Origin of the sequence: Sphingomonas sabuli (genome assembly GCF_014352855.1) — a bacterium.
Taxonomy (GTDB): domain Bacteria; phylum Pseudomonadota; class Alphaproteobacteria; order Sphingomonadales; family Sphingomonadaceae; genus Sphingomicrobium; species Sphingomicrobium sabuli.
In genome coordinates this window covers 2,413,273-2,431,358 of record NZ_CP060697.1, presented here as the reverse complement: position 1 = coordinate 2,431,358, position 18,086 = coordinate 2,413,273, and the positions used below count along the sequence as shown (strand labels likewise).

Here is an 18,086-nt window from a genome sequence, read left to right as displayed (position 1 = left end):
ATGGCTGACAAGGACGGCAACGACGCTATGCGCATCGACACCAGGCTGGTGCGCGAGCTTGCCAGACTTCTCGATTCCAACAATCTCACCGAAATCGAAGTCGAAGACGGTGACCGCAAGATCAAGGTGCAGCGCGCCGCTCCGGCCGCCGCCGCAGCGCCGGTCTATGCCAGCGCGCCCCCGCAGGCCGCGCCGCAGCTGCTGACTGCGCCGCCGATGCACGACGAAACGCCGGTCGGCGAGCCTGACGGCGAAAGCGTTCGCTCGCCGATGGTCGGCACCGCCTTTCTTGCCGCCGAGCCCGGCGCCGCGCCGTTCGTCAGCGTCGGCGACACGGTCAAGGCCGGCGACACGCTGCTGATCGTCGAAGCGATGAAGGTGATGAACCCGATCACCGCGCCGCACGGCGGCACCGTCAAGGCGGTGCTGGTGGAAAACGGCCAGCCGGTGGAGTTCGACCAGCCGCTGGTCACGCTCGGCTAAGCCATGGCCATCCAGAAACTGCTGATCGCCAACCGCGGCGAGATCGCGCTTCGAATCCATCGCGCCTGTCACGAAATGGGCATCCGCACCGTTGCCGTCCATTCGACCGCCGACGCCGATGCGATGCACGTCCGCCTGGCCGATGAAACCGTTTGCATCGGTCCGCCGGCGGCCAGCGAATCCTATCTCAACATCCCCAACATCATCTCGGCCGCGGAAATCGTCCACGCCGACGCCATCCACCCGGGCTATGGCTTCCTGTCGGAAAACGCGAACTTCGCGGAAATCGTCGAAAGCCACGACATCACCTGGGTCGGGCCCAAGCCCGAACACATCCGCACGATGGGCGACAAGATCGAGGCCAAGCGCAACGCCGAAAAGCTTGGCCTGCCGCTGGTCCCGGGCTCCGACGGCGCGATCGACAGCATCGAGGACGCCAAGGCGCTGGCCGCGGACATCGGCTATCCGGTGCTGATCAAGGCGGCCTCCGGCGGCGGCGGCCGCGGCATGAAGGTGGTGCCGTCCGAAGACCAGCTCGAAAGCCTGATGAGCCAGGCCGGGTCGGAAGCGCGCTCCGCCTTCGGCGACGACACCGTGTACATGGAAAAATATCTCGCCGATCCGCGCCACATCGAATTCCAGGTGTTCGGCGACGGCGAGGGCAAGGCGATCCACCTGGGTGAGCGCGACTGCTCGCTCCAGCGCCGCCACCAGAAGGTGCTGGAAGAAGCGCCCTCGCCCGTCATCAGCGCGGAAGAGCGCGAGCGGATGGGCGGGATCGTCAGCAAGGCGATGGCCGAAATGGGCTATCGCGGCGCCGGCACGATCGAATTTCTCTACGAAAACGGCGAATTCTACTTCATCGAGATGAACACCCGGCTGCAGGTCGAACATCCGGTGACGGAAATGATCAGCGGCATCGATCTCGTCCGCGAACAGATCAAGGTCGCCAACGGCGAAGGCCTGTCCTGCCGCCAAGACCAGATCAAGCTTCACGGCCACGCGATCGAATGCCGGATCAATGCCGAAGATCCGCAGACCTTCGTGCCCTCGCCCGGCCTGGTGAAGAATTTCGTCGCGCCCGGCGGCATGCACGTGCGCGTCGATAGCGGCATCTACACCGGCTATCGCGTGCCGCCTTATTACGACAGCATGATCGCCAAGCTGATCGTCTACGGCACCACTCGCGAACGGTGCATCATGCGGCTCAAGCGCGCGCTTGAGGAATTCGTCGTCGAAGGCATGAAGACGACCGTCCCGCTGCACCAGCGCATCGTCCGCGACGAGGAATTCCTGGCCGGCGATTACACCATCAAGTGGCTCGAAGCCTGGCTGGAAAAGAACCCGGCCTAGCCGCGCTTGTTTTTCGCCCGCCGCTCGGCACAGTGCGGCGCGGGGGAGATAAGCGATGGCGACTCAGGCCGTCCGGTCACGCAGGAACGACGCGCTGTGGCTGACGCTGCTGCTCGCCCTGTTCGTGATCATCAATTACGTCGATCGCGGCGCGATCGGCATTGCCGCGCCCAAGCTTCGGCAGGACCTTGGCCTCGACCATGAACAATTCGGGCTGGCGGTGTCGGCCTTCGCCTGGATCTACGCGCCGGCGCAATTCTTCGTCGGCTGGCTGACCGCGCGCATCTGCGTCTACCGGCTGATCGCCGCCGGACTTGCCCTGTGGGCGCTGGCGACCTTCGCCACCGGCTTCGTCGGCGGCCTTGCGGCGCTGGTCGTGATGCGCGTGCTGCTCGGGCTGGGCGAAGGCGTCGCTTTCCCCTGCGCGTCCAAGATCATCGCCGAACATGTCCCGCCCCACCGCCGCGGTATCGCCAACAGCGCGCTCGCCGCCGCGCTGGCGCTGGGCCCCGCGCTCGGCACCTTTGCCGGCGGCATGATCCTCGCCACCTACGGCTGGCGGCCGATCTTCTGGATTTTCGGCGGCCTGACTCTGCTCTGGCTGCTGCCCTGGCATTTCGCCAGCAAGCCGCACTGGAAAAGCGCGGACCGGGCGCGGGCGGAAATGCCGGTGTCGATCTGGCGCATCGCGCGCAAGCGCGGCGCGTGGACAATGGGCATCGCCCATTTCGTCAACACCTACCCTTTCTACTTCCTGCTGGCCTGGATGCCGCTGTTCCTGATTGAAAATCGCGGATTTACGATCGTCGAGATGACCACGCTGGCGACCACCGTCTACCTGGTGCAGGCGCTGTTCGCGCCCTTCTGGGGCTGGCTCAGCGACCGGCTGGTCGCGTCGGGCCTGGACGACGGCCGCGTCCGGCGAACGATGATGGTCTTCTACCAGGCGGCACTGGGCGGCGCGATCCTCGTTGCCGGGCTGACCGACGACCGCGCTGTCCTGACTGGTGCGCTGCTTGCCGCCGGCGCGTTCGGCGGCATCGGCGGGTTCGCCATGTACGCCATCGCGCAGACCTTTGCCGGCCGCTCGGCGGGCGCATGGGTGGGCGTGGTCAACGGCATCGGCAACACGTCGGGGATCGTCGGCCCGATCCTCACCGGCTGGATCATCCAGACCGCAACCGGAAGCTATCTCGCCGCCTTCATCTTCACCGCGGCCATTACCCTGTTCGGCGCCTTGTGGTGGATCTTCGCGATCCCGAAAATCGCTCCGGACCCGGAGCTGTGCCCCGCCTGACACCTTCCCAAGGGTTGCGCGTTCCATTTACGACAGGGCCATGGCGTATCGATCGGCGGACAGTCGGGACAAGTGGAAGGCGGTCGCGGCCGTCCTTGCCGTTCACGCCGTGCTCGGCGCGCTGATCGTCAGCGGCCTCAACGTCGACATGGTCCGCAAGACCATCGAGCGCATGCAGGCCATCGACATCCGGCTGGACCCGCCGCCGCCCGAACCCCCGCCCCCGCCGGTGGTCACGGAAGCCAAGGCGCCCAAGCCGGAAGGTGAAACGGGGCGCAAGCCGACCGAAATCGTCGCGCCCAAAGCCAAGCTGCCAACGCCGCAGCCGGTCGTCGCCGCGCCCGTCGCGGGCACCGGTTTCGCGTCCTCCACCGGCAGCGGCACGTCGGGCACCGGACCGGGCGCCGGCGCGGGCGGCAACGGTCCGGGCGGTGGCGGTACCGGGGCGGGCAATACGCCTGCGCGGCTGGTCCGCAACCTCACGCGCGGCGATTATCGGCAATTGACCGGCGGACGCATGCCGGCGGGCCAGGCCGGGCTGGCGATCGCTGTCGGGCCGAGCGGCCGCGTCGAATCTTGCCGGGTCGAATATTCCAGCGGCGATCCCGCCATCGACGCGGGCCTGTGCCCGCTCGTCCGCTCGCGGCTGTTCTTCGAACCGGCTCGCGACGTCACCGGCCGGCCGATCGGTTACATGACTAAATATGCGGCGCGCTGGCGCCCCTGATCAGCGGCCCGAGGACTGACCCGTGCCGGTTTCGCCAAGCTCGGCAAGCCGGCGCGAATCCCAATCGTAGACGTCGTTGTGGAACGTCACCGACGTGCCGTCGGGCACGGCCGTCATGTAGGTCACGTAGACCGGGATCGGTTTGTCCATCTGCACCTTGATGTCCGGCGCGTCGGACGTCGCCTGAAGCTCGCGGCCGAACAGCCACGCGCCCAGCCGGCCGGCGTCTTCCAGCCGGATGCACCCGCCGCTGTACGTGCGCGTATCGTGGCTCAGCAATTGCTTGGCCGACGTGTCGTGCAGGTAGACGCCGAACGGGTTGGAAAAGGTGTATTTGACCTTGCCCAGGACGTTGCGCGGACCCGGGTTCTGGCGCACGCGGATCTGCGTGGTCCCAGCCTTGACCGCGGCCCAGTCGACCGTTTCCGGATCGATCGGCACCGCATTGTCGGTCCAGTCGGACAGCACTTCGAACCCGCGTTCGCGCATCCAGCTCACGCCGTATTTTTCGACGTAGATGCCGACATCGTCCCACACCAGGTCGGGCGGCACGTTCCAATACGGATTGAGCGAGGCATAGCGCAGCGCACCGGCGATCACCGGCGTCTTGCGGTCGTCCTTCGACTGGCCGACCACCACGCGCATCGTGTCGCGCACATGGCCGTTTTCGTACATGTACAGCCGCTGTTCGGCGGCGTTGACGACGATGTAGCGCGGATCGCCGGCCGGCAGCACGCGGGCGCGCTGCAGGTTGACCCGAAGCACCGCGTTCTTGTCGCCATAGCTGCCGCTGGCCAGCGCCTGGCGAAGCTTGGGATAGACCGGGTTCATCCACACCATGTCGCTGACGAACGCCTTCAGCGACTGGGCGCGCGACGCGTTGGTCAGGAAGGTCAGGTCGGACTGCGGCCCGGTGCGCAGCGACGGGTCGAGATATTGCAGGCCCTCGCCCGGATTGCTGCGCAGGTCGCGGGCATACGTCGTGAACGCGCGGCTGAGCTTCTCGTCCGCCTTGTGCACGGCCTTCTTGTCGCCGCCCCAGGCGCGCTGGATCCCGTCCTGCAGGCCCGGAAGGTCGTATTTCGACGCATCCAGCCCGTCGAGCGACGCGGTCGACAGCAGGCGCAGCAGCGCATTGGCCGCTTCGCTCGGCTGGCCGGCATCGGTGAACCACAGCGGCTTGTTCGACCGCGCGGCATAAAAGGTGTTCACCCCATCGTTGCGGGCGCCAGCCTCGACGGCGGCGGCAGCGGGGGTGGCAAGGCAAACCGGCGCCGCAGCAAGTGCGACGGCGCCGGCCAGCCGATAAAGATGACGCACCGGCACGAAGCCGGTGCGTCCTTTACGCAAAGTCACAGGTTGCGACTTAACCGCGTTCACCGGCACGAACCGGAGGCGGGGTCATGTTGGTCGAAGCCGGCGGCTGGCCCTGATAATACTGGCCATTGTAGATGTAGCCGTCGACCTGGCCGTCGTTGTTGCGATCCGACCAGACAGCGCCGGCGAGACCGCCGACAGCCGCGCCGATGACGGCGCCCTGGATCACGCTGAGGCCCGGAACGACCGCACCGGCAGCCGCGCCGAGAGCGGCGCCGCCAAGGGCACCGGTCGCAACGCCGCGCAGCGTCGGATCATAACCGGCAGGCGTGCCGGCATAATATTGGCCGTTGTAGGTGTAGCCGTCGACATAACCGTCGTTGTTACGGTCGGTCCACAGAGCGCCGGCCAGTCCGCCGATCGCCGCACCGGCAAGCGCGCCTTCGGCAACGCTGACACCCGGAATAACCGCACCGACCGCGGCGCCACCGATACCGCCGATCGCGGCATCCTGCGCAACGCGCGGATTGCTGGCGCACGCTGCAAGCGACGCCGTTGCGGCCAGCATCAGGCCCATCATGGATTTACGCATCGTCATTTTCTCCCGTCTCGTTAAATCTGGACCATGCTCCAAGTCCAGGTTCCCCCGGGGTAAGGTGCACGTGTCACGTGCCGGAAAACGACGGTACAAGGCTATCGTTCCGGCAACGCGACAATGCTTGACCGGCCGCTACGGTTGCATGAAGGAACAGCACCCTCAGGCAATCGCGTTGAGTCAAAGATGAATAATCCCCGCAGCGCAACGATATTCCACAACCCGCAATGCGGGACCTCTCGCAAGACGCTCGAGATTCTCAACGACTGTGGCCGCGAGGTCACCGTTCGCGAATATCTGAAGAATCCGCCTTCCCGCAGTGAGTTGCAGGATTTGTACAAGCGCGCCGGGATCACCGCGAACGAGGGCCTGCGTGCCAAGGAGCCGCTGGCCGAGGAGCTCGGGCTGACCGGTCCGGACGTCAGCGAAGACGCCATTTTGGACGCGATGATGGAGCATCCGATCCTCATCAACCGGCCGCTGGTCGAAACCGAAAAAGGCGTCAGGCTGTGCCGTCCGCAGGACAAGGTGCGCGAGATTCTCTAAAGCCGGGCGGGTGACCACCCTCGACCCGCGATTGCTGATGCAGGCTTATGCGATGGGGATCTTCCCCATGGCCGACAGCCGCACCGCCGACGAAGTCTTCTGGGTCGAACCGCGCAGCCGCGCGATCATTCCGGTCGACGGCTTCCACGCCTCCCGCTCGCTGCTGCGTACCATCCGCTCGGGCAAGTTCGCGGTCACGCTCGACACCGCCTTCGCCGAGGTCATCCGCGGCTGCGCCCGGCGCGAGGAAACCTGGATCAACGCCGATATCGAACGCGCCATGCTGCTGCTGCACACGCTTGGCCATGCCCATTCGATCGAGGTGTGGAGCCGGCCGGACGAGCGGGCGGAGCTGGTCGGCGGGGTCTATGGCGTGAAGCTTGGCCGCGCCTTCTTCGGCGAAAGCATGTTCAGCCGCGCGACCGATGCCTCCAAGGTCGCGCTGGCATGGCTGGTCGCCCGTCTGAAGGCCGGCGGCTACACCTTGCTCGACTGCCAGTTCATGACCCGCCACCTCGCCTCGCTGGGCGCGGTCGCGGTGTCACGCGACGATTACGTGGCGTTGCTGGGTTCGGCGCTGGGCGACGGCGCGGCGGCCGGCGGCGCTGCCCGGCGCGACGGGCCGGGCGAATTCTGGGCGCTCGATCGGTTGCTCGAATCGGCCGCGTCCGACGGGGCCGGGGCGCCGCCCGGAAAAGTCATCGCACAGCTTTTGGGCCACACGTCGTAAACCGGGTGCTGGACCACGTTCAGCGACGGCGTTTCCTTGTACACCCAGCCGGAAAAGACCCGGCGCAGCTGGTCGTCCGTGTCCCGGATATCCAGCTGGAGGAACGCCCCGGTCAGCTTTTCCGCTTCCCACGGCGCGGTCGTCTCGCAGGCGCGCAGCCGTATGACGCCGTCCTTGAACCGGACCGACTGGCCCGGCTGCATCCGCAGGTTGCGGACGATGCCGTTGCGCTTGTTCAACAGGCCGATCACCGCGACCCGCTCGTTCATCGGGGTCACGCCCGCGGCGGCGGCGCGAGCGGCGGGGTTGGTCGCGGTGCGCGTAACCTGCTCCGCCTCCGGCGCCTTGGCGCGGTCGCATCCCGCCAGCGCGAGCGCCAGCCCAAGGCCGAGGGCAGCGGTCGCGCGCATGCCTATTCTTCCGGGGTCCAGGGCTGGTAATCGCCGGTCGAAGCGGGCCGCACCTTGCCGCCGCCAAGCGCGCCGTCGGGCCGGAACGCGGCCATCGTGCCGGTCGCATTGGCTTCGGGTTCCTGCTGCCACGCGCGTACCGGCGGAAGCGAATCTTCCGGCAGTCCGTCGATCGTCCCGCGCAGCCACAGCGCCCATCCGGGCGGCACCCGGCTGCCGTCGTTGTCGCCGGCATAGACGACCCAGCGCCGGCCCTTCTTGGACTTGTAATAGGTGTTGCCGCGATCGTCGCTGCCGACCTTGTCGCCGTTCATCCAGGTGAACAGCTTGGTGCCCCAGGTGTCGCCGTCCCACCAGGTAAAGGTTCGTGACCAGAATCCCATGGCTGCGCCTCTGCCCCGTCGCGCGGACGAGCGCAAGGTGGTCCAGCCGCTAGCGGCCTACCAGCGGACCGTGTCGCCGGGCTTGATGCCCAGCTCCGCGGCGCGGCCGCCGGCCAGTTCGAGCACCGCGACCACCGGCTCCCCGGCGGGAACGCCGGTCAGGTCGAGCGGCACCGCGGTGGCGATACGCGCAATGGTACCGTCCTGGCGGATGAAGATCATGTCCAGCGGGATCAGCGTGTTCTTCATCCAGAACGCGAGCATTTGCGGCTGGTCGTAAGGGAAAACCATGCCGCGGTCGGGCGCTATGGCGGTGCGGAACATCATCCCGTGGGTCTGCTGCTCGTCGGTCCGCGCAACCTCGACCGTGAAGCGGTGGACCTTGCCCCCGCTGGCAATGGTCAGCGGCACTTCCTGGAGCCCGTTCTGCGGTACTTTCATCACCGTCGCCTGCGGGGCCGGCATTCCCGGCGCGGACGCCGGCGTGCCGGGCGTCGACGCCTGGGCGCACGCCGCGACCGCGGCGGCTCCGGCAATCATCAGAAATCTCACGAGAGCGGCCGTAACTCGACCGCTGTCAGGCCCTTGCGGCCTTCGGCAATACGCGCCTTTACCATCTCACCCTGCTGCAATTCGCCAAGTGCTGAATTTCGCACGGTTTCCATGTGCACGAAGATGTCCTGCCCGTCGATACCCGGACGGTTGAGGAAGCCGTAGCCCTTGGCGCGGTTGAACCACTTGACCTCAACCGGCTCATATTCGCCCGCATTCTCGCTCAACGCGCCGCGGTCGGCGCGCTCGGCGGCGGGCACCGGCCGCCGCGCCTGCTGGACGCTTTCGCTGGTGTCGATGGCGACGATCCGGGTCGCCTGCAGCCCGCGCGGCAGCCGTTCGGCGATACATTCGACCAGCGCGCCCTCGGGCAGGCTGCGCCGCCCGTGGTCCCGAAGCACGCTAAAATGCACGAGGATGTCGCCATCCACCGCGTCGCTGACGATGAAGCCGAAGCCCCGCGTGGCGTCGAACCACTTGACCCGGCCGACGACCGGGGTCGGCTCGGTCGCTTCGGACTGCTGGTCTGCGGAAGCTTGCAGCTCCGGCTGGGGCTGAATCGTGCTCACGGCGTCTATCTAACATGCGTTACGAGTGTCGGGAAAGCGACTTAAAGCGCCTGGCGGACGGTTTCCACATATTCGTCGATGTCGCCGCCGCCCGGAAGCGCCAGCACCGCCTTGGCGATGGCGAAATCGTGGCCCGCGCGGATCATCGCGGCCAACGTCCGCTCCCGCATGCGCGGGTCCGCTGTCCCATCCCCGAACGGCCCGATCCGCCGCTTCTGGGCAAAGCGCAGCGCCGATTCCACCCGCTGGTCCTCGGCATGGCCCAGCGCCGCTTCACCGTCGCCCGGATCGACCCCCGCCGACCGCAACGCCAGTCCGACCCGCCGCCCGCCATAGCCGCGCGCGGTCAGTGCGCGCGACTTGGACAGGGCGAAGGCCGCGTCGTCGACATAGCCAAGCTCGGCCATGCGCCCGACGATCGCCTCGATATCCGCCGGCCGCTCGCCGCCCCAGCCGCGCTCGCGCAGCTTGCGCGACAGATAGGAGGCAAGCTTGGCCCGGGTCGTCGCGAACCGCCCCAGATAGGACAGCGCCAGGTCCCGCAGGCTGTCCTCGTCAAGCGGCGGCCGCGGGCGTTTGGGGGCATTTCGGGCCATGCGCCATGTTTGTGCCACACTCGCAAAGCATCACGCCAGTGCCGGACAAAAGCGCTTCCCGGCGAACGCAACAGTTCAGGACATATCAGTGCCGGATACCAATTCGACCGACCGTGCCGACTTGGCCCCGCCGGGTGCAACGCCGACCACCGACGCGCAACCGCGGCGGATCGGCGACTTCGCGACCCTCGCCGAGGCGCTCGATTATGCGGCGGAAGGCCGCCGCGGCCTCAACTTCCACGACCCGCGCGGAACCTTGCTGCGGGCCTATCCCTATGCCGAATTGCGCCGCGACGCGCTGGCCAATGCGCGCCGGCTGATCGGTCTTGGCATCAAGCCGGGCGACCGCGTCGCGCTGGTCGCCGAAACCGGCGCCGAATTCGCCGCCGCCTTCTTCGGCGCCATCTATGCCGGCGCCTGGCCGGTGCCGCTGCCGCTTCCGACCAGCTTCGGCGGGCGCGATGCCTACGTCGACCAGCTCAAGGTGATGCTCGGCAGCAGCGATCCGGCGCTGTTCCTCTACGCGCCCGAACTGGCCACCTTCGCCAGCGATGCCGCCGAACAGCTCGGCATCACCGCGCGCGACTGGGATACGCTGCCCGGTCTGCCCGAAGCGGACGGCGACCTGCCCGAAGCCAGCCCGGACGCCATCGCCTACCTGCAATATTCCAGCGGCTCGACCCGCTTTCCGCACGGCGTCGCCGTCACCCATGCCGGACTGCTCGACAATCTGCACGCGCACGGCATCGGTCTCGACCTCCGGCCGACCGACCGCGTGATTTCTTGGCTGCCCTGGTACCATGACATGGGGCTGGTCGGCTGCCTGCTCTCGCCGGTCGCCAACCAATTGTCGGTCGATTATCTGAAGACCGAGGATTTCGCCCGCCGCCCGCTCGCCTGGCTCGACCTCGTCAGCCGCAATCCCGGCACGACGCTCAGCTACTCGCCGACCTTCGGCTATGACATTTGCGCCCGGCGGATGAGCTCGCAGACCCGGGCCGAAGACCGCTTCGACCTGTCGCGCTGGCGCATTGCCGGCAACGGCGCGGACATGATCCGCCCCGACGTGATGCAGGCGTTCGTCGACAGCTTCGCCGGCGCGGGCTTCGAAGCGTCGGCCTTCTGCCCCAGCTACGGCCTCGCCGAAGCGACCCTGGCCGTGTCGCTGATGCCGCCGGGCGAAGGCATTCGCATCGAGCTGGTCGAAGAAGCCAAGCTGCTGGGCGGCGATGCCGAACGCACCAGCCGGCCGCGCCGCTATCGGGCGATCGTCAATTGCGGCAAGCCGGTGCACAACATCGACGTCGAAGTGCGCGATGCCGACGGCAGCACGCTGCCCGACCGCGCCATCGGCCGTATCTTCGTCAAGGGCGGGGCCGTGATGGTCGGCTATTTCCGCGACCAGGAAGCGACCGACGCCTGCCTGTCGGGCGACGGTTGGCTGGACACCGGCGACATGGGCTACATGTCGCGCGGCTACATCTTCATCGTCGGCCGCGCCAAGGACATGATCATCATCAACGGCCGCAATTACTGGCCGCAGGATATCGAATGGGCGGTCGAACAATTGCCCGGCTTCAAGTCCGGCGACATCGCCGCGTTCGCGATCACCGGCCCCTCGGGCGAAGAAACCCCCGCGGTGCTGGTCCATTGCCGGGTCAGCGACCCGCACGAACGCGGCCGCCTGCGCGACGACATTCGCGAACGGGTCCATGCGATCACCGGCATCAACGCGGTGGTCGAACTGGTCCCGCCGCGCACCCTGCCCCGCACCAGCTCGGGCAAGCTGTCGCGGACCAAGGCGCGCACGCTCTATCTGTCCGGCGAAATCCAGCCCTACGACATCGCCGCCTAGCCGGCGGGGCCAAGCGCAAGCCGGGCTTGCGGCATCCCGCCCGGCCGGGCCAACGGAACCCCTGCCTTCCCCACGGCTTTGACCACCCGTGAACGTCGTCAACACAGTCGCGCACAGCGTCGACGAAACCACGGTCAACCTTGGCCTACAGCTGTCGCTGACCGGCGGGCTGGTGCTGGTGATGGTGATGATCCACAGCCTCGGCCTGGTCGGCATCGGCAAGCTGCTGCACCTGCAGGACAAGAAGCTGGAGGAACGCGACTTCAACGTCTGGGCGATCCTGCTGATGGCCCGGCTCGGCTTTTCGGTGTTCGTCCTCCACCTGTTCGAAATCGCGGTGTTCGCCTTTTTCTACCTCAAGGTGGTCGGGCTGGATTCGGTCGAGGAAGCACTGTTCTTTTCCGCGTCTACCTATTCGACCCTCGGCGCGACCAGCGACTATTTCCCCCACGACTGGCGGCTGATGGGCGCGGTCGAAGGACTGATCGGCTTCATCCTCATCGGCTGGTCGACCGCCTTCATGGTCAGCACGATGCGCAAATTGTCGGAGAGTCCGCACCGCAAGTGACCGGCACTTGCGAACATTGCCCCCCGCGTCTACCTCGCCACCGCCGCGATGCGGCCGCAGGAGTGTAGCTCAGTTGGTAGAGCATCGGTCTCCAAAACCGAGGGCCGTGGGTTCGAGTCCCTCCACTCCTGCCATTAATTGAGCGCCCGCCCCGCGTTGCCCCGGGGACGGCTGACGGCGCGGAGAATCTCCGCGCCGCGTCGCCACGTCAAAAGATGATGTTTTCGACGTTCAGCGCCCATTCGCCCCATTCGGACGACATGGAGATGATCAGGTCGGGCTCCTCATCGCCGTTCGTGTAGGCCATCAGGTACAGCTCGCCGCCGAACCCGCCCAACACGAACGTACCGATCTGGGGATTGTCGGGCGGGTAGCCGAAATACGATCCGCCATATTCGAATTGCTGGTGACCGGCCAAGGTCGCGTTGGCATCGAGCCCGGTGAGGTCGATGAAGTCCTCCTCGGTCCAGTCCCTGATCCAGTCGTAAGTGTCGTACGCGCCGCCATGCGGGCTATCGCTTAAATTGGTGTAGACGAACGTGTCGCTGCCGGCCCCGCCATAAAGGTCGTCGCCGCCGCCGCCGCCCTGGATGGTGTCGTCGCCGAGCTGGCCCAGGATCTGGTCGCGGCCGCCGCCCCCTCGGATGACGTCGTTGCCGCCGCGACCGCGGATTTCGTCGCTGCCCTGGCTACCGACGATCAGGTTACCAAGGTCATTGCCCGTCATCCGGGTGGTATCGAAGCTTGTCGTCGCCGGATTGACGACCAGGTTTTCGAAATTGCCTCCCAGCGTCCACGTCGTGCCGGCGGTCATTTGCACGGTGTCCCGACCCTCGCCCGCAAGCTCCACGATCGTCGGTGCGAAACGGGTGTCGATCCGGTAAAGATCGTTCCCGGCCCCGCCGTAGAGGGTCAGTCCGAGATCGCCGGCATTTCCGAAATCGAAGAATGCGTCGTTGCCAGCTCCGCCGCGGATTTCGCCGCCGGTGTCGTGGTAATGGCCGTAGAAGCGGTCGTTGCCGTCATCGCCATGGAGGGTGACGGTCATGCCATCGCCGACGAGGTTGAACGCATCGTCGCCGTCGCGGCCGACCGCAACGTTGCCGTTCCCGCCGGTTAGCACAAACGTGTCGTTGCCGCCGCCGCCGTTATAATAGCCGTTCGATGCCCCGATTTCGAAGCGATCGTTGCCACTCTGACCGAATAGCTGAACCGACCCGCCGGTTACCCGGGCAAGGTCGTCGCCATCGCCCAGGTACGCCCGAACGGTTCCGCCACGAACGATCAGCAGGTCGGCTCCTCCAAGGAAGTCGAGTTCGAAGGCGCCGGAATTGACCCCGTAATGGTCGTTTCCAACAGTGAATGTGCGGTAGGTCGGCACGGCGGGTCTCCCGGTTGATGATCAAGTTCGCCGATGCTTGCCGCCGGCAGCGCGAAACGCGATGATGATGTCCTGATCATTTGCCGATCATCTTGCGATGGTCGGCCCAGGCGAGTGACGAATGGCCAGTTCGAAGGATTTCGCTTCCCGCCCCGACTTCGACGTCGGACCGCTGTCGGTAAGTCCCGCCCGGCGGCGGGTATCCGGGCCGGGCGGGGACGTTCAGCTCGAACCGGTGATCATGCAGGTGTTTCTGCTGCTGCTCGGCTCCGGCGGCCGCGTGGTCACTCGCAACGAATTGTTCGACCATGTCTGGGGCGGGGTAATCGTCGGCGACGACAGCCTCAACCGGGCGATCGCCAAGGTCCGCCGGATCGCCGCCCAGGTCGCACCCGGAAGCTTCGAGATCGAAACCATTCCGCGCACGGGGTACCGGCTCACCGGCACGCTGGCAGACGAAATCGCCGACGCTCCGACCCAGTCGGATGAACCTTCCTCCTTCCTTCGCAACCCGTCGCGCCGAACGCTGGTCGGGGCGGCCGCGGTGGCAGGCGCCGCGGCGCTCGCGGGTGGGGGATGGTGGTGGGCCACACGGTCGTCGCCGTCGGGATTCGACGAGATCATGGCTCGCGGCGACCGGGCGATGGCCGAAGGGACCGCTTTTGAAAGAGCCTCGGTCGGCGCCAATGACAGCCCGGAAATGGTCAGGCTGTACCGCCAGGCGGTGCGGCTCAATCCGGACAGCGCGAGGGCATGGGGCCTGCTTGCCTATTTCAGCAGCATATCGCCGGATGTCATTTCCGCTGCCTTGGGGACGGAAAGGGTCAAGACCGCGGAGCTTTCGGTCCAGCGGGCGCTGGCGCTCGATCCGCACGAACCGTACGCGCGGCTCGCGCTGTACCTGTTGCAGGGTGCGATGGTCGGGTGGGCGGAGCGCGACCGGCAGTTGCGCGGCATTATCGACAGCGACCCGAACTGCATCCCGGCGATGATGGAACTGATGGCATTGCTCCAGGCGGCGGGCCTCACCCGCGAATCCTGGCAATGGAACGAGCGGCTGCTCAAGCAGTCGCCGTTTCTTCGGCCGTCGCTGGTGGCGCGCGCGCTCAAGTTGTGGATCATGGGCAAGGATCGGGAAGCGGACGCGGTCATTTCCCGCGTCGTCGGACTTTGGCCCGATTACCCCTTTGGCAATTATGCCCGCTTCAACATCCTTGCGCTCACCGGCCGCGCGGCGGCGGCCCGGCCGCTGCTCGACGGTCCCGGCGTTGCCGATGACAATGGCATGCGCGCCGCCTTTCTCGATGCGGTCGAACAGCGCCGGCCCGACGCGACCGAACAGGCCCGGCGCACTTTCGTGGCGATTGCCGAAAAAAACCCGCCTGCAACAAACGACGCGATCATGTACCTGTGCGCGCTCGGCGAGAAAGAGGCAGCGTTCGAAGTCACCGAAGGCTTCCTCTTCTGGCGCGGCCGCTTCATCAGCGCGAACCCGGCTAACCGGCGCCAAGTCGACACCTACAACCGCCGCATGACGCAATGGCTCTTCACCCCGCCCGTGGCGCTGATGCGCGCGGACCCGCGTTTCGCCGGGCTTTGCAACGAATTCGGGCTTGCCGACTATTGGCGAAGCCGGAATGTCCGCCCGGACTATCTGCGTTACGGTGAAAACCTGGCTTCCAGCCCAATCCCGAATTCGCGCGGGTCTTCGGGGACGGCGCGTAAATTGGCGACCCGATCGAGCAGCGCGAACTTGTCGAACAGGTTGCGGGCGTAAACGAACGCGGTAACCCGCCGGAAGCGATATTCGGCCCGGGCATCGACGATTGCCGCTGCGTCCACCCTCACCGCCTGACTGTTCAGATCGTCCCCATAATACGGCCCGTGGTACCGCGCTTGCGCCGACAACATGGCCTCGGGAACCGGCCGCCATTCCACGGCGGCCGACCCGCTGACATGGGGGGCGCGCGCGAACGCATTGCCGCGATATTCGAGGTAGGCGGGCCCGGCATCGTCCAGCCGGGTCCGCTGCAGGCCCAGGGCCAGCCGGGCATTCAGCGCCGGCATCACGCGCCAATCGACCGCGGCTTCCGCTCCATAAGCGTGCGCCCGGGGCACATTGAACAGGTCCGCGAAGCCGACGCTCGGCCCGATCGGGGTCGGGATGAAGATCGACCTGGCCCGCTGCGCGTCGCGGATCGCGTAATAATACAGGTTGGCCGACGCATGCAGCCGCCCGCCCGCGCTCACCAGCCGCGCGAACAGTTCGTAATCCCACAGCGTTTCCGCCTCGAACTCGTCCGGCTCGCCAATATCGAAGCGCAAGGTCGTGCCACCGGGATTGTAGGCCCGCTGGACCATCGCGCCGACCGTCACCTGGTCGGATGCGTCGACCGCGACCGACAGCTTCGGAAGCCAGGCCTGGAAGGTCCGGTCGTAATCCAGCGGCAGGCTTTTGGCCCCCGCCGCCAGCACGCCCGACCGGTCTTGCCGATCGCGCTGGTAGCGTAGCCCCGCGGTCAGGGTAACCGTCGGCAAGGGCTTGAATCGTGCCTCGCCGAACAGGCCGGAACCGTCCTGGGCGTCATTGAAGGTGCCCAGCGCGGAAATCAGCGACAAATCGATGTTTTGGTCCAGCGCGACGTGCTTGCGCGAAACGCCGCCGATGAACCCGACCGGTCCGTCCGGCGCCCAATTGACCACGACTTCCCCGGACCAGTCACGCCCCGCATTGCGCGCCTGGCCAAGCCCCGGGAGAGCGTAGCGCCGCGCCAGGCTGCGGCCAGCTGTCAACACTAGGCTGGCTGTCACGTCGCCCGCGACGTGCCGGGCCGATGCAGTCAGCGAATCCGTGCGGATTCGGAAGGTGCCGTAAAGGCCGCCGGCATCGAAGCGATCGCGAAACGGCGCGGTGACCTGCACCACTTGCGGCGCCTGGCTTTCCAGATGGGTGTAGGTCAGTTGCAGGCGCGTGTTTGGCAGCCCGGCCGGGGTCGCCAGCAGCTTCGCCCGCACCGTTCCGTAAACGTCGTGGTTCGGGTCAGCGCCTTCGGCCCGGTCGGTGATCCGGGCGGTCGTGCGGCTGTAGCGCACATCGCCCGCAACCCGGAACGCCAGCGCCTCGTCGACCAACGGACCGGTCGCCATGGCCGACACTTGGCGGGTATGAAAATTGCCGGCGATCCCGCGGACCGCATAGTCCGGCACGAATTCGGGATCTGCGGTATTGACGAAAATCGCGCCCGCGATTGAATTCTGGCCTTGCGTAGTGGTCTGGGGACTACGGAAAACCTCGATCCGTTCGACGTCCCACAAGGGCTGCGCGCCGAATACGAACTCGTTGTAGGTCACCGCCCGGCTATCGACCACGACGGTCGTACGCGGCCGGTTGCCGCCAAGGAAGGCGGGCAGCGCGGACAGCACGCCGGTCGTGTCTAGGCCCCGGATCGACGGCCCCTGACTGCCGCCGCCCGGCTGCACGTTGGGGGTGGCCGCAAGCGCGTCGTCGACCCGGTCGATGGGCCGTGCGGCAATGTCCTCGGCCGTAATGACCTCGACGCTCGACGCTGTGTCGCGGATGCTTCGCCTCGCCCGCTCCCCGGTAACGACAATGTCGCCGCGGTCGTCGTCACCCGCCGGTTGCGCGGCATCGGCCGCGGGTGCCTGCACCCCCGCCACTACGGCACATATCCAAAGGCAAGGCGTCACCATGGCCGGACCCTAGCGGCTGATTCCCGGCCCTTGCTGCCATCATCGTCGGCAAATTGCGAATGAAGTCTTTCCCGGCCCACCTTGAACCGCGTCCCGCCTCACGCTAAATGCCCCGTCAAGCTCCGCCGGCCGCAACAGCGCCGCGGAGCCTTTTTCTATCGGCAAGAGGTAGCCAAGACGTGGCCAAGGTTTCCCCACTCGATTTCATGCGGCAGGTCCGCGCCGAAACGGCGAAGGTCGTGTGGCCGTCGCGGCAGGAAACCGTGCGTACCACGATCATGGTCATGATCATGACCGGGCTGCTCGGCCTCTTCTTCTTCATGACGGACGCGGCGTTCAGCGCCATCGTCCAGTTCCTGCTCGGCCTCCTCGGCTAGCGCACCCGATCTAAGGAAGACGCGACCCCCATGTCCCGCTGGTACATCATCCACGCTTACTCCGGCTTCGAGAACAAGGTGAAGGAGCACATCCTGTCGGATGCGCGCCGGCTCGGCCTTGAAAGCCAGGTCGAAGAGGTCGAGGTGCCGACCGAAAAGGTCACCGAGATCCGCCGCGGCAAGAAGATCCAGTCGGAACGCAAATTCTTCCCCGGCTACGTGCTCGCGAAGCTCGCGCTTAACGACCAGGTCTACCACCTCGTCAAGAACACGCCCAAGGTAACCGGCTTCCTCGGTCCCAACGGCAAGCCGCAGCCGATCAGCGAGGCCGAAGCCGCGCGCATCTTGTCGACCAAGGAAGAAATGGCCGCCGCCGCGCCGAGCAAGAAGGTGCAGGTCGACTATGACATCGGCGACAGCGTCAAGGTCCTGGACGGTCCGTTCGCCAGCTTCAACGGCACGGTCGAGGAGCTCGATTTCGATCGCGGCAGGGTTAAGGTCTCGGTTTCCATCTTCGGCCGCGCGACGCCGGTCGAGCTGGAATTCGAGCAAGTCGAACGAGTTAAGTAAGCCGGCGCTGACCGCGCTCCGGGATTTGGCCGTTTTTGCACAAAAATCTCAGGAACCGGGACCCGC

The 18,086-nt window shown here is 66.5% G+C and carries 19 protein-coding genes, 1 tRNA gene and 1 pseudogene; 12 read left to right on the top strand and 9 right to left on the bottom strand.

The window, feature by feature from the left end; all coding sequences use genetic code 11:
- The 4 genes from accB to H8M03_RS12110 are packed head-to-tail and all read left to right on the top strand — an operon-like array spanning position 1 to position 3,860.
- Positions 1 to 483 carry an acetyl-CoA carboxylase biotin carboxyl carrier protein gene (accB, locus tag H8M03_RS12125; RefSeq protein ID WP_187479676.1) on the top strand — a complete coding sequence of 161 codons (483 nt, stop codon included), beginning with the start codon at positions 1 to 3 and terminating at the stop codon, positions 481 to 483.
- Between the two features lie 3 nt (positions 484 to 486).
- Complete coding sequence (gene accC, locus H8M03_RS12120; protein ID WP_187479675.1) at positions 487 to 1,836, top strand: acetyl-CoA carboxylase biotin carboxylase subunit; 1,350 nt, start codon at positions 487 to 489, stop codon at positions 1,834 to 1,836.
- A gap of 55 nt (positions 1,837 to 1,891) precedes the next feature.
- On the top strand, positions 1,892 to 3,133 hold the full coding sequence (locus tag H8M03_RS12115) for an MFS transporter (protein WP_187479674.1): 1,242 nt from the start codon (positions 1,892 to 1,894) through the stop codon (positions 3,131 to 3,133).
- A gap of 40 nt (positions 3,134 to 3,173) precedes the next feature.
- Positions 3,174 to 3,860: a hypothetical protein gene (locus H8M03_RS12110; RefSeq protein ID WP_187479673.1), complete on the top strand. Its 687-nt coding sequence runs from the start codon at positions 3,174 to 3,176 to the stop codon at positions 3,858 to 3,860.
- On the opposite strand, the gene H8M03_RS12105 is transcribed toward H8M03_RS12110, so the two are convergent.
- The gene (locus H8M03_RS12105; protein ID WP_187479672.1) at positions 3,861 to 5,180 is read right to left on the bottom strand and encodes a L,D-transpeptidase scaffold domain-containing protein; all 1,320 of its coding nucleotides are present in this window, start codon (positions 5,178 to 5,180) and stop codon (positions 3,861 to 3,863) included. It lies immediately after the preceding gene.
- A gap of 46 nt (positions 5,181 to 5,226) precedes the next feature.
- Complete coding sequence (locus tag H8M03_RS12100) at positions 5,227 to 5,769, bottom strand: YMGG-like glycine zipper-containing protein (RefSeq protein ID WP_187479671.1); 543 nt, start codon at positions 5,767 to 5,769, stop codon at positions 5,227 to 5,229.
- Between the two features lie 189 nt (positions 5,770 to 5,958).
- Here H8M03_RS12100 and arsC point away from each other — a divergent pair, with 189 nt between their 5' ends.
- Together arsC and aat are read left to right on the top strand one after the other, a co-directional pair.
- Entirely contained in the window at positions 5,959 to 6,318 is a 360-nt protein-coding gene (gene arsC / locus H8M03_RS12095; RefSeq protein WP_187479670.1) for an arsenate reductase (glutaredoxin), read from the top strand.
- A gap of 37 nt (positions 6,319 to 6,355) precedes the next feature.
- Complete coding sequence (gene aat / locus H8M03_RS12090) at positions 6,356 to 7,048, top strand: leucyl/phenylalanyl-tRNA--protein transferase (RefSeq protein WP_425506873.1); 693 nt, start codon at positions 6,356 to 6,358, stop codon at positions 7,046 to 7,048.
- 35 nt (positions 7,049 to 7,083) lie between these two features.
- On the opposite strand, the pseudogene H8M03_RS12825 reads toward aat, so the two are convergent.
- The 5 genes and pseudogenes from H8M03_RS12825 to H8M03_RS12065 form a co-directional block, all read right to left on the bottom strand.
- A pseudogene (locus H8M03_RS12825) lies at positions 7,084 to 7,251 on the bottom strand (DUF2155 domain-containing protein); the annotation flags it as partial.
- Positions 7,252 to 7,460: 209 nt separating this feature from the next.
- The gene (locus H8M03_RS12080; protein ID WP_187479668.1) at positions 7,461 to 7,841 is read right to left on the bottom strand and encodes an NADH:ubiquinone oxidoreductase subunit NDUFA12; all 381 of its coding nucleotides are present in this window, start codon (positions 7,839 to 7,841) and stop codon (positions 7,461 to 7,463) included.
- A gap of 57 nt (positions 7,842 to 7,898) precedes the next feature.
- Positions 7,899 to 8,381: a DUF192 domain-containing protein gene (locus H8M03_RS12075; protein ID WP_246448902.1), complete on the bottom strand. Its 483-nt coding sequence runs from the start codon at positions 8,379 to 8,381 to the stop codon at positions 7,899 to 7,901.
- Positions 8,382 to 8,389: 8 nt separating this feature from the next.
- Positions 8,390 to 8,962 carry a cold-shock protein gene (locus H8M03_RS12935; protein ID WP_281399876.1) on the bottom strand — a complete coding sequence of 191 codons (573 nt, stop codon included), beginning with the start codon at positions 8,960 to 8,962 and terminating at the stop codon, positions 8,390 to 8,392.
- 41 nt (positions 8,963 to 9,003) lie between these two features.
- The gene (locus H8M03_RS12065; RefSeq protein ID WP_187479667.1) at positions 9,004 to 9,558 is read right to left on the bottom strand and encodes a regulatory protein RecX; all 555 of its coding nucleotides are present in this window, start codon (positions 9,556 to 9,558) and stop codon (positions 9,004 to 9,006) included.
- Between the two features lie 88 nt (positions 9,559 to 9,646).
- Between H8M03_RS12065 and H8M03_RS12060 the strand changes: the two genes are divergently transcribed.
- The 3 genes from H8M03_RS12060 to H8M03_RS12050 all read left to right on the top strand — a co-directional run bounded on the left by H8M03_RS12060 (position 9,647) and on the right by H8M03_RS12050 (position 12,115).
- Complete coding sequence (locus H8M03_RS12060) at positions 9,647 to 11,413, top strand: fatty acyl-AMP ligase (protein WP_246448900.1); 1,767 nt, start codon at positions 9,647 to 9,649, stop codon at positions 11,411 to 11,413.
- 88 nt (positions 11,414 to 11,501) lie between these two features.
- A complete protein-coding gene (locus H8M03_RS12055) occupies positions 11,502 to 11,981 on the top strand; it encodes an ion channel (protein ID WP_187479665.1) in 480 nt (159 codons plus the stop codon).
- A 58-nt stretch (positions 11,982 to 12,039) separates the two neighbouring features.
- A tRNA-Trp gene (locus tag H8M03_RS12050) sits at positions 12,040 to 12,115 on the top strand.
- A 74-nt stretch (positions 12,116 to 12,189) separates the two neighbouring features.
- On the opposite strand, the gene H8M03_RS12045 is transcribed toward H8M03_RS12050, so the two are convergent.
- Positions 12,190 to 13,362, bottom strand: a complete 1,173-nt coding sequence (locus H8M03_RS12045; protein WP_187479664.1) for a calcium-binding protein — start codon at positions 13,360 to 13,362, stop codon at positions 12,190 to 12,192.
- 121 nt (positions 13,363 to 13,483) lie between these two features.
- Here H8M03_RS12045 and H8M03_RS12040 point away from each other — a divergent pair, with 121 nt between their 5' ends.
- The gene (locus tag H8M03_RS12040; RefSeq protein ID WP_187479663.1) at positions 13,484 to 15,139 is read left to right on the top strand and encodes a winged helix-turn-helix domain-containing protein; all 1,656 of its coding nucleotides are present in this window, start codon (positions 13,484 to 13,486) and stop codon (positions 15,137 to 15,139) included.
- Here the strand turns inward: H8M03_RS12040 and H8M03_RS12035 are convergent.
- The gene (locus H8M03_RS12035) at positions 15,022 to 17,040 is read right to left on the bottom strand and encodes a TonB-dependent receptor (protein ID WP_187479662.1); all 2,019 of its coding nucleotides are present in this window, start codon (positions 17,038 to 17,040) and stop codon (positions 15,022 to 15,024) included. The genes H8M03_RS12040 and H8M03_RS12035 overlap by 118 nt on opposite strands.
- Positions 17,041 to 17,252: 212 nt before the next feature.
- Here H8M03_RS12035 and secE point away from each other — a divergent pair, with 212 nt between their 5' ends.
- Positions 17,253 to 17,450, top strand: a complete 198-nt coding sequence (gene secE, locus H8M03_RS12030) for a preprotein translocase subunit SecE (protein WP_187479661.1) — start codon at positions 17,253 to 17,255, stop codon at positions 17,448 to 17,450.
- Between the two features lie 30 nt (positions 17,451 to 17,480).
- The gene (nusG, locus tag H8M03_RS12025) at positions 17,481 to 18,020 is read left to right on the top strand and encodes a transcription termination/antitermination protein NusG (RefSeq protein WP_187479660.1); all 540 of its coding nucleotides are present in this window, start codon (positions 17,481 to 17,483) and stop codon (positions 18,018 to 18,020) included.
- Positions 18,021 to 18,086: the final 66 nt, after the last annotated feature.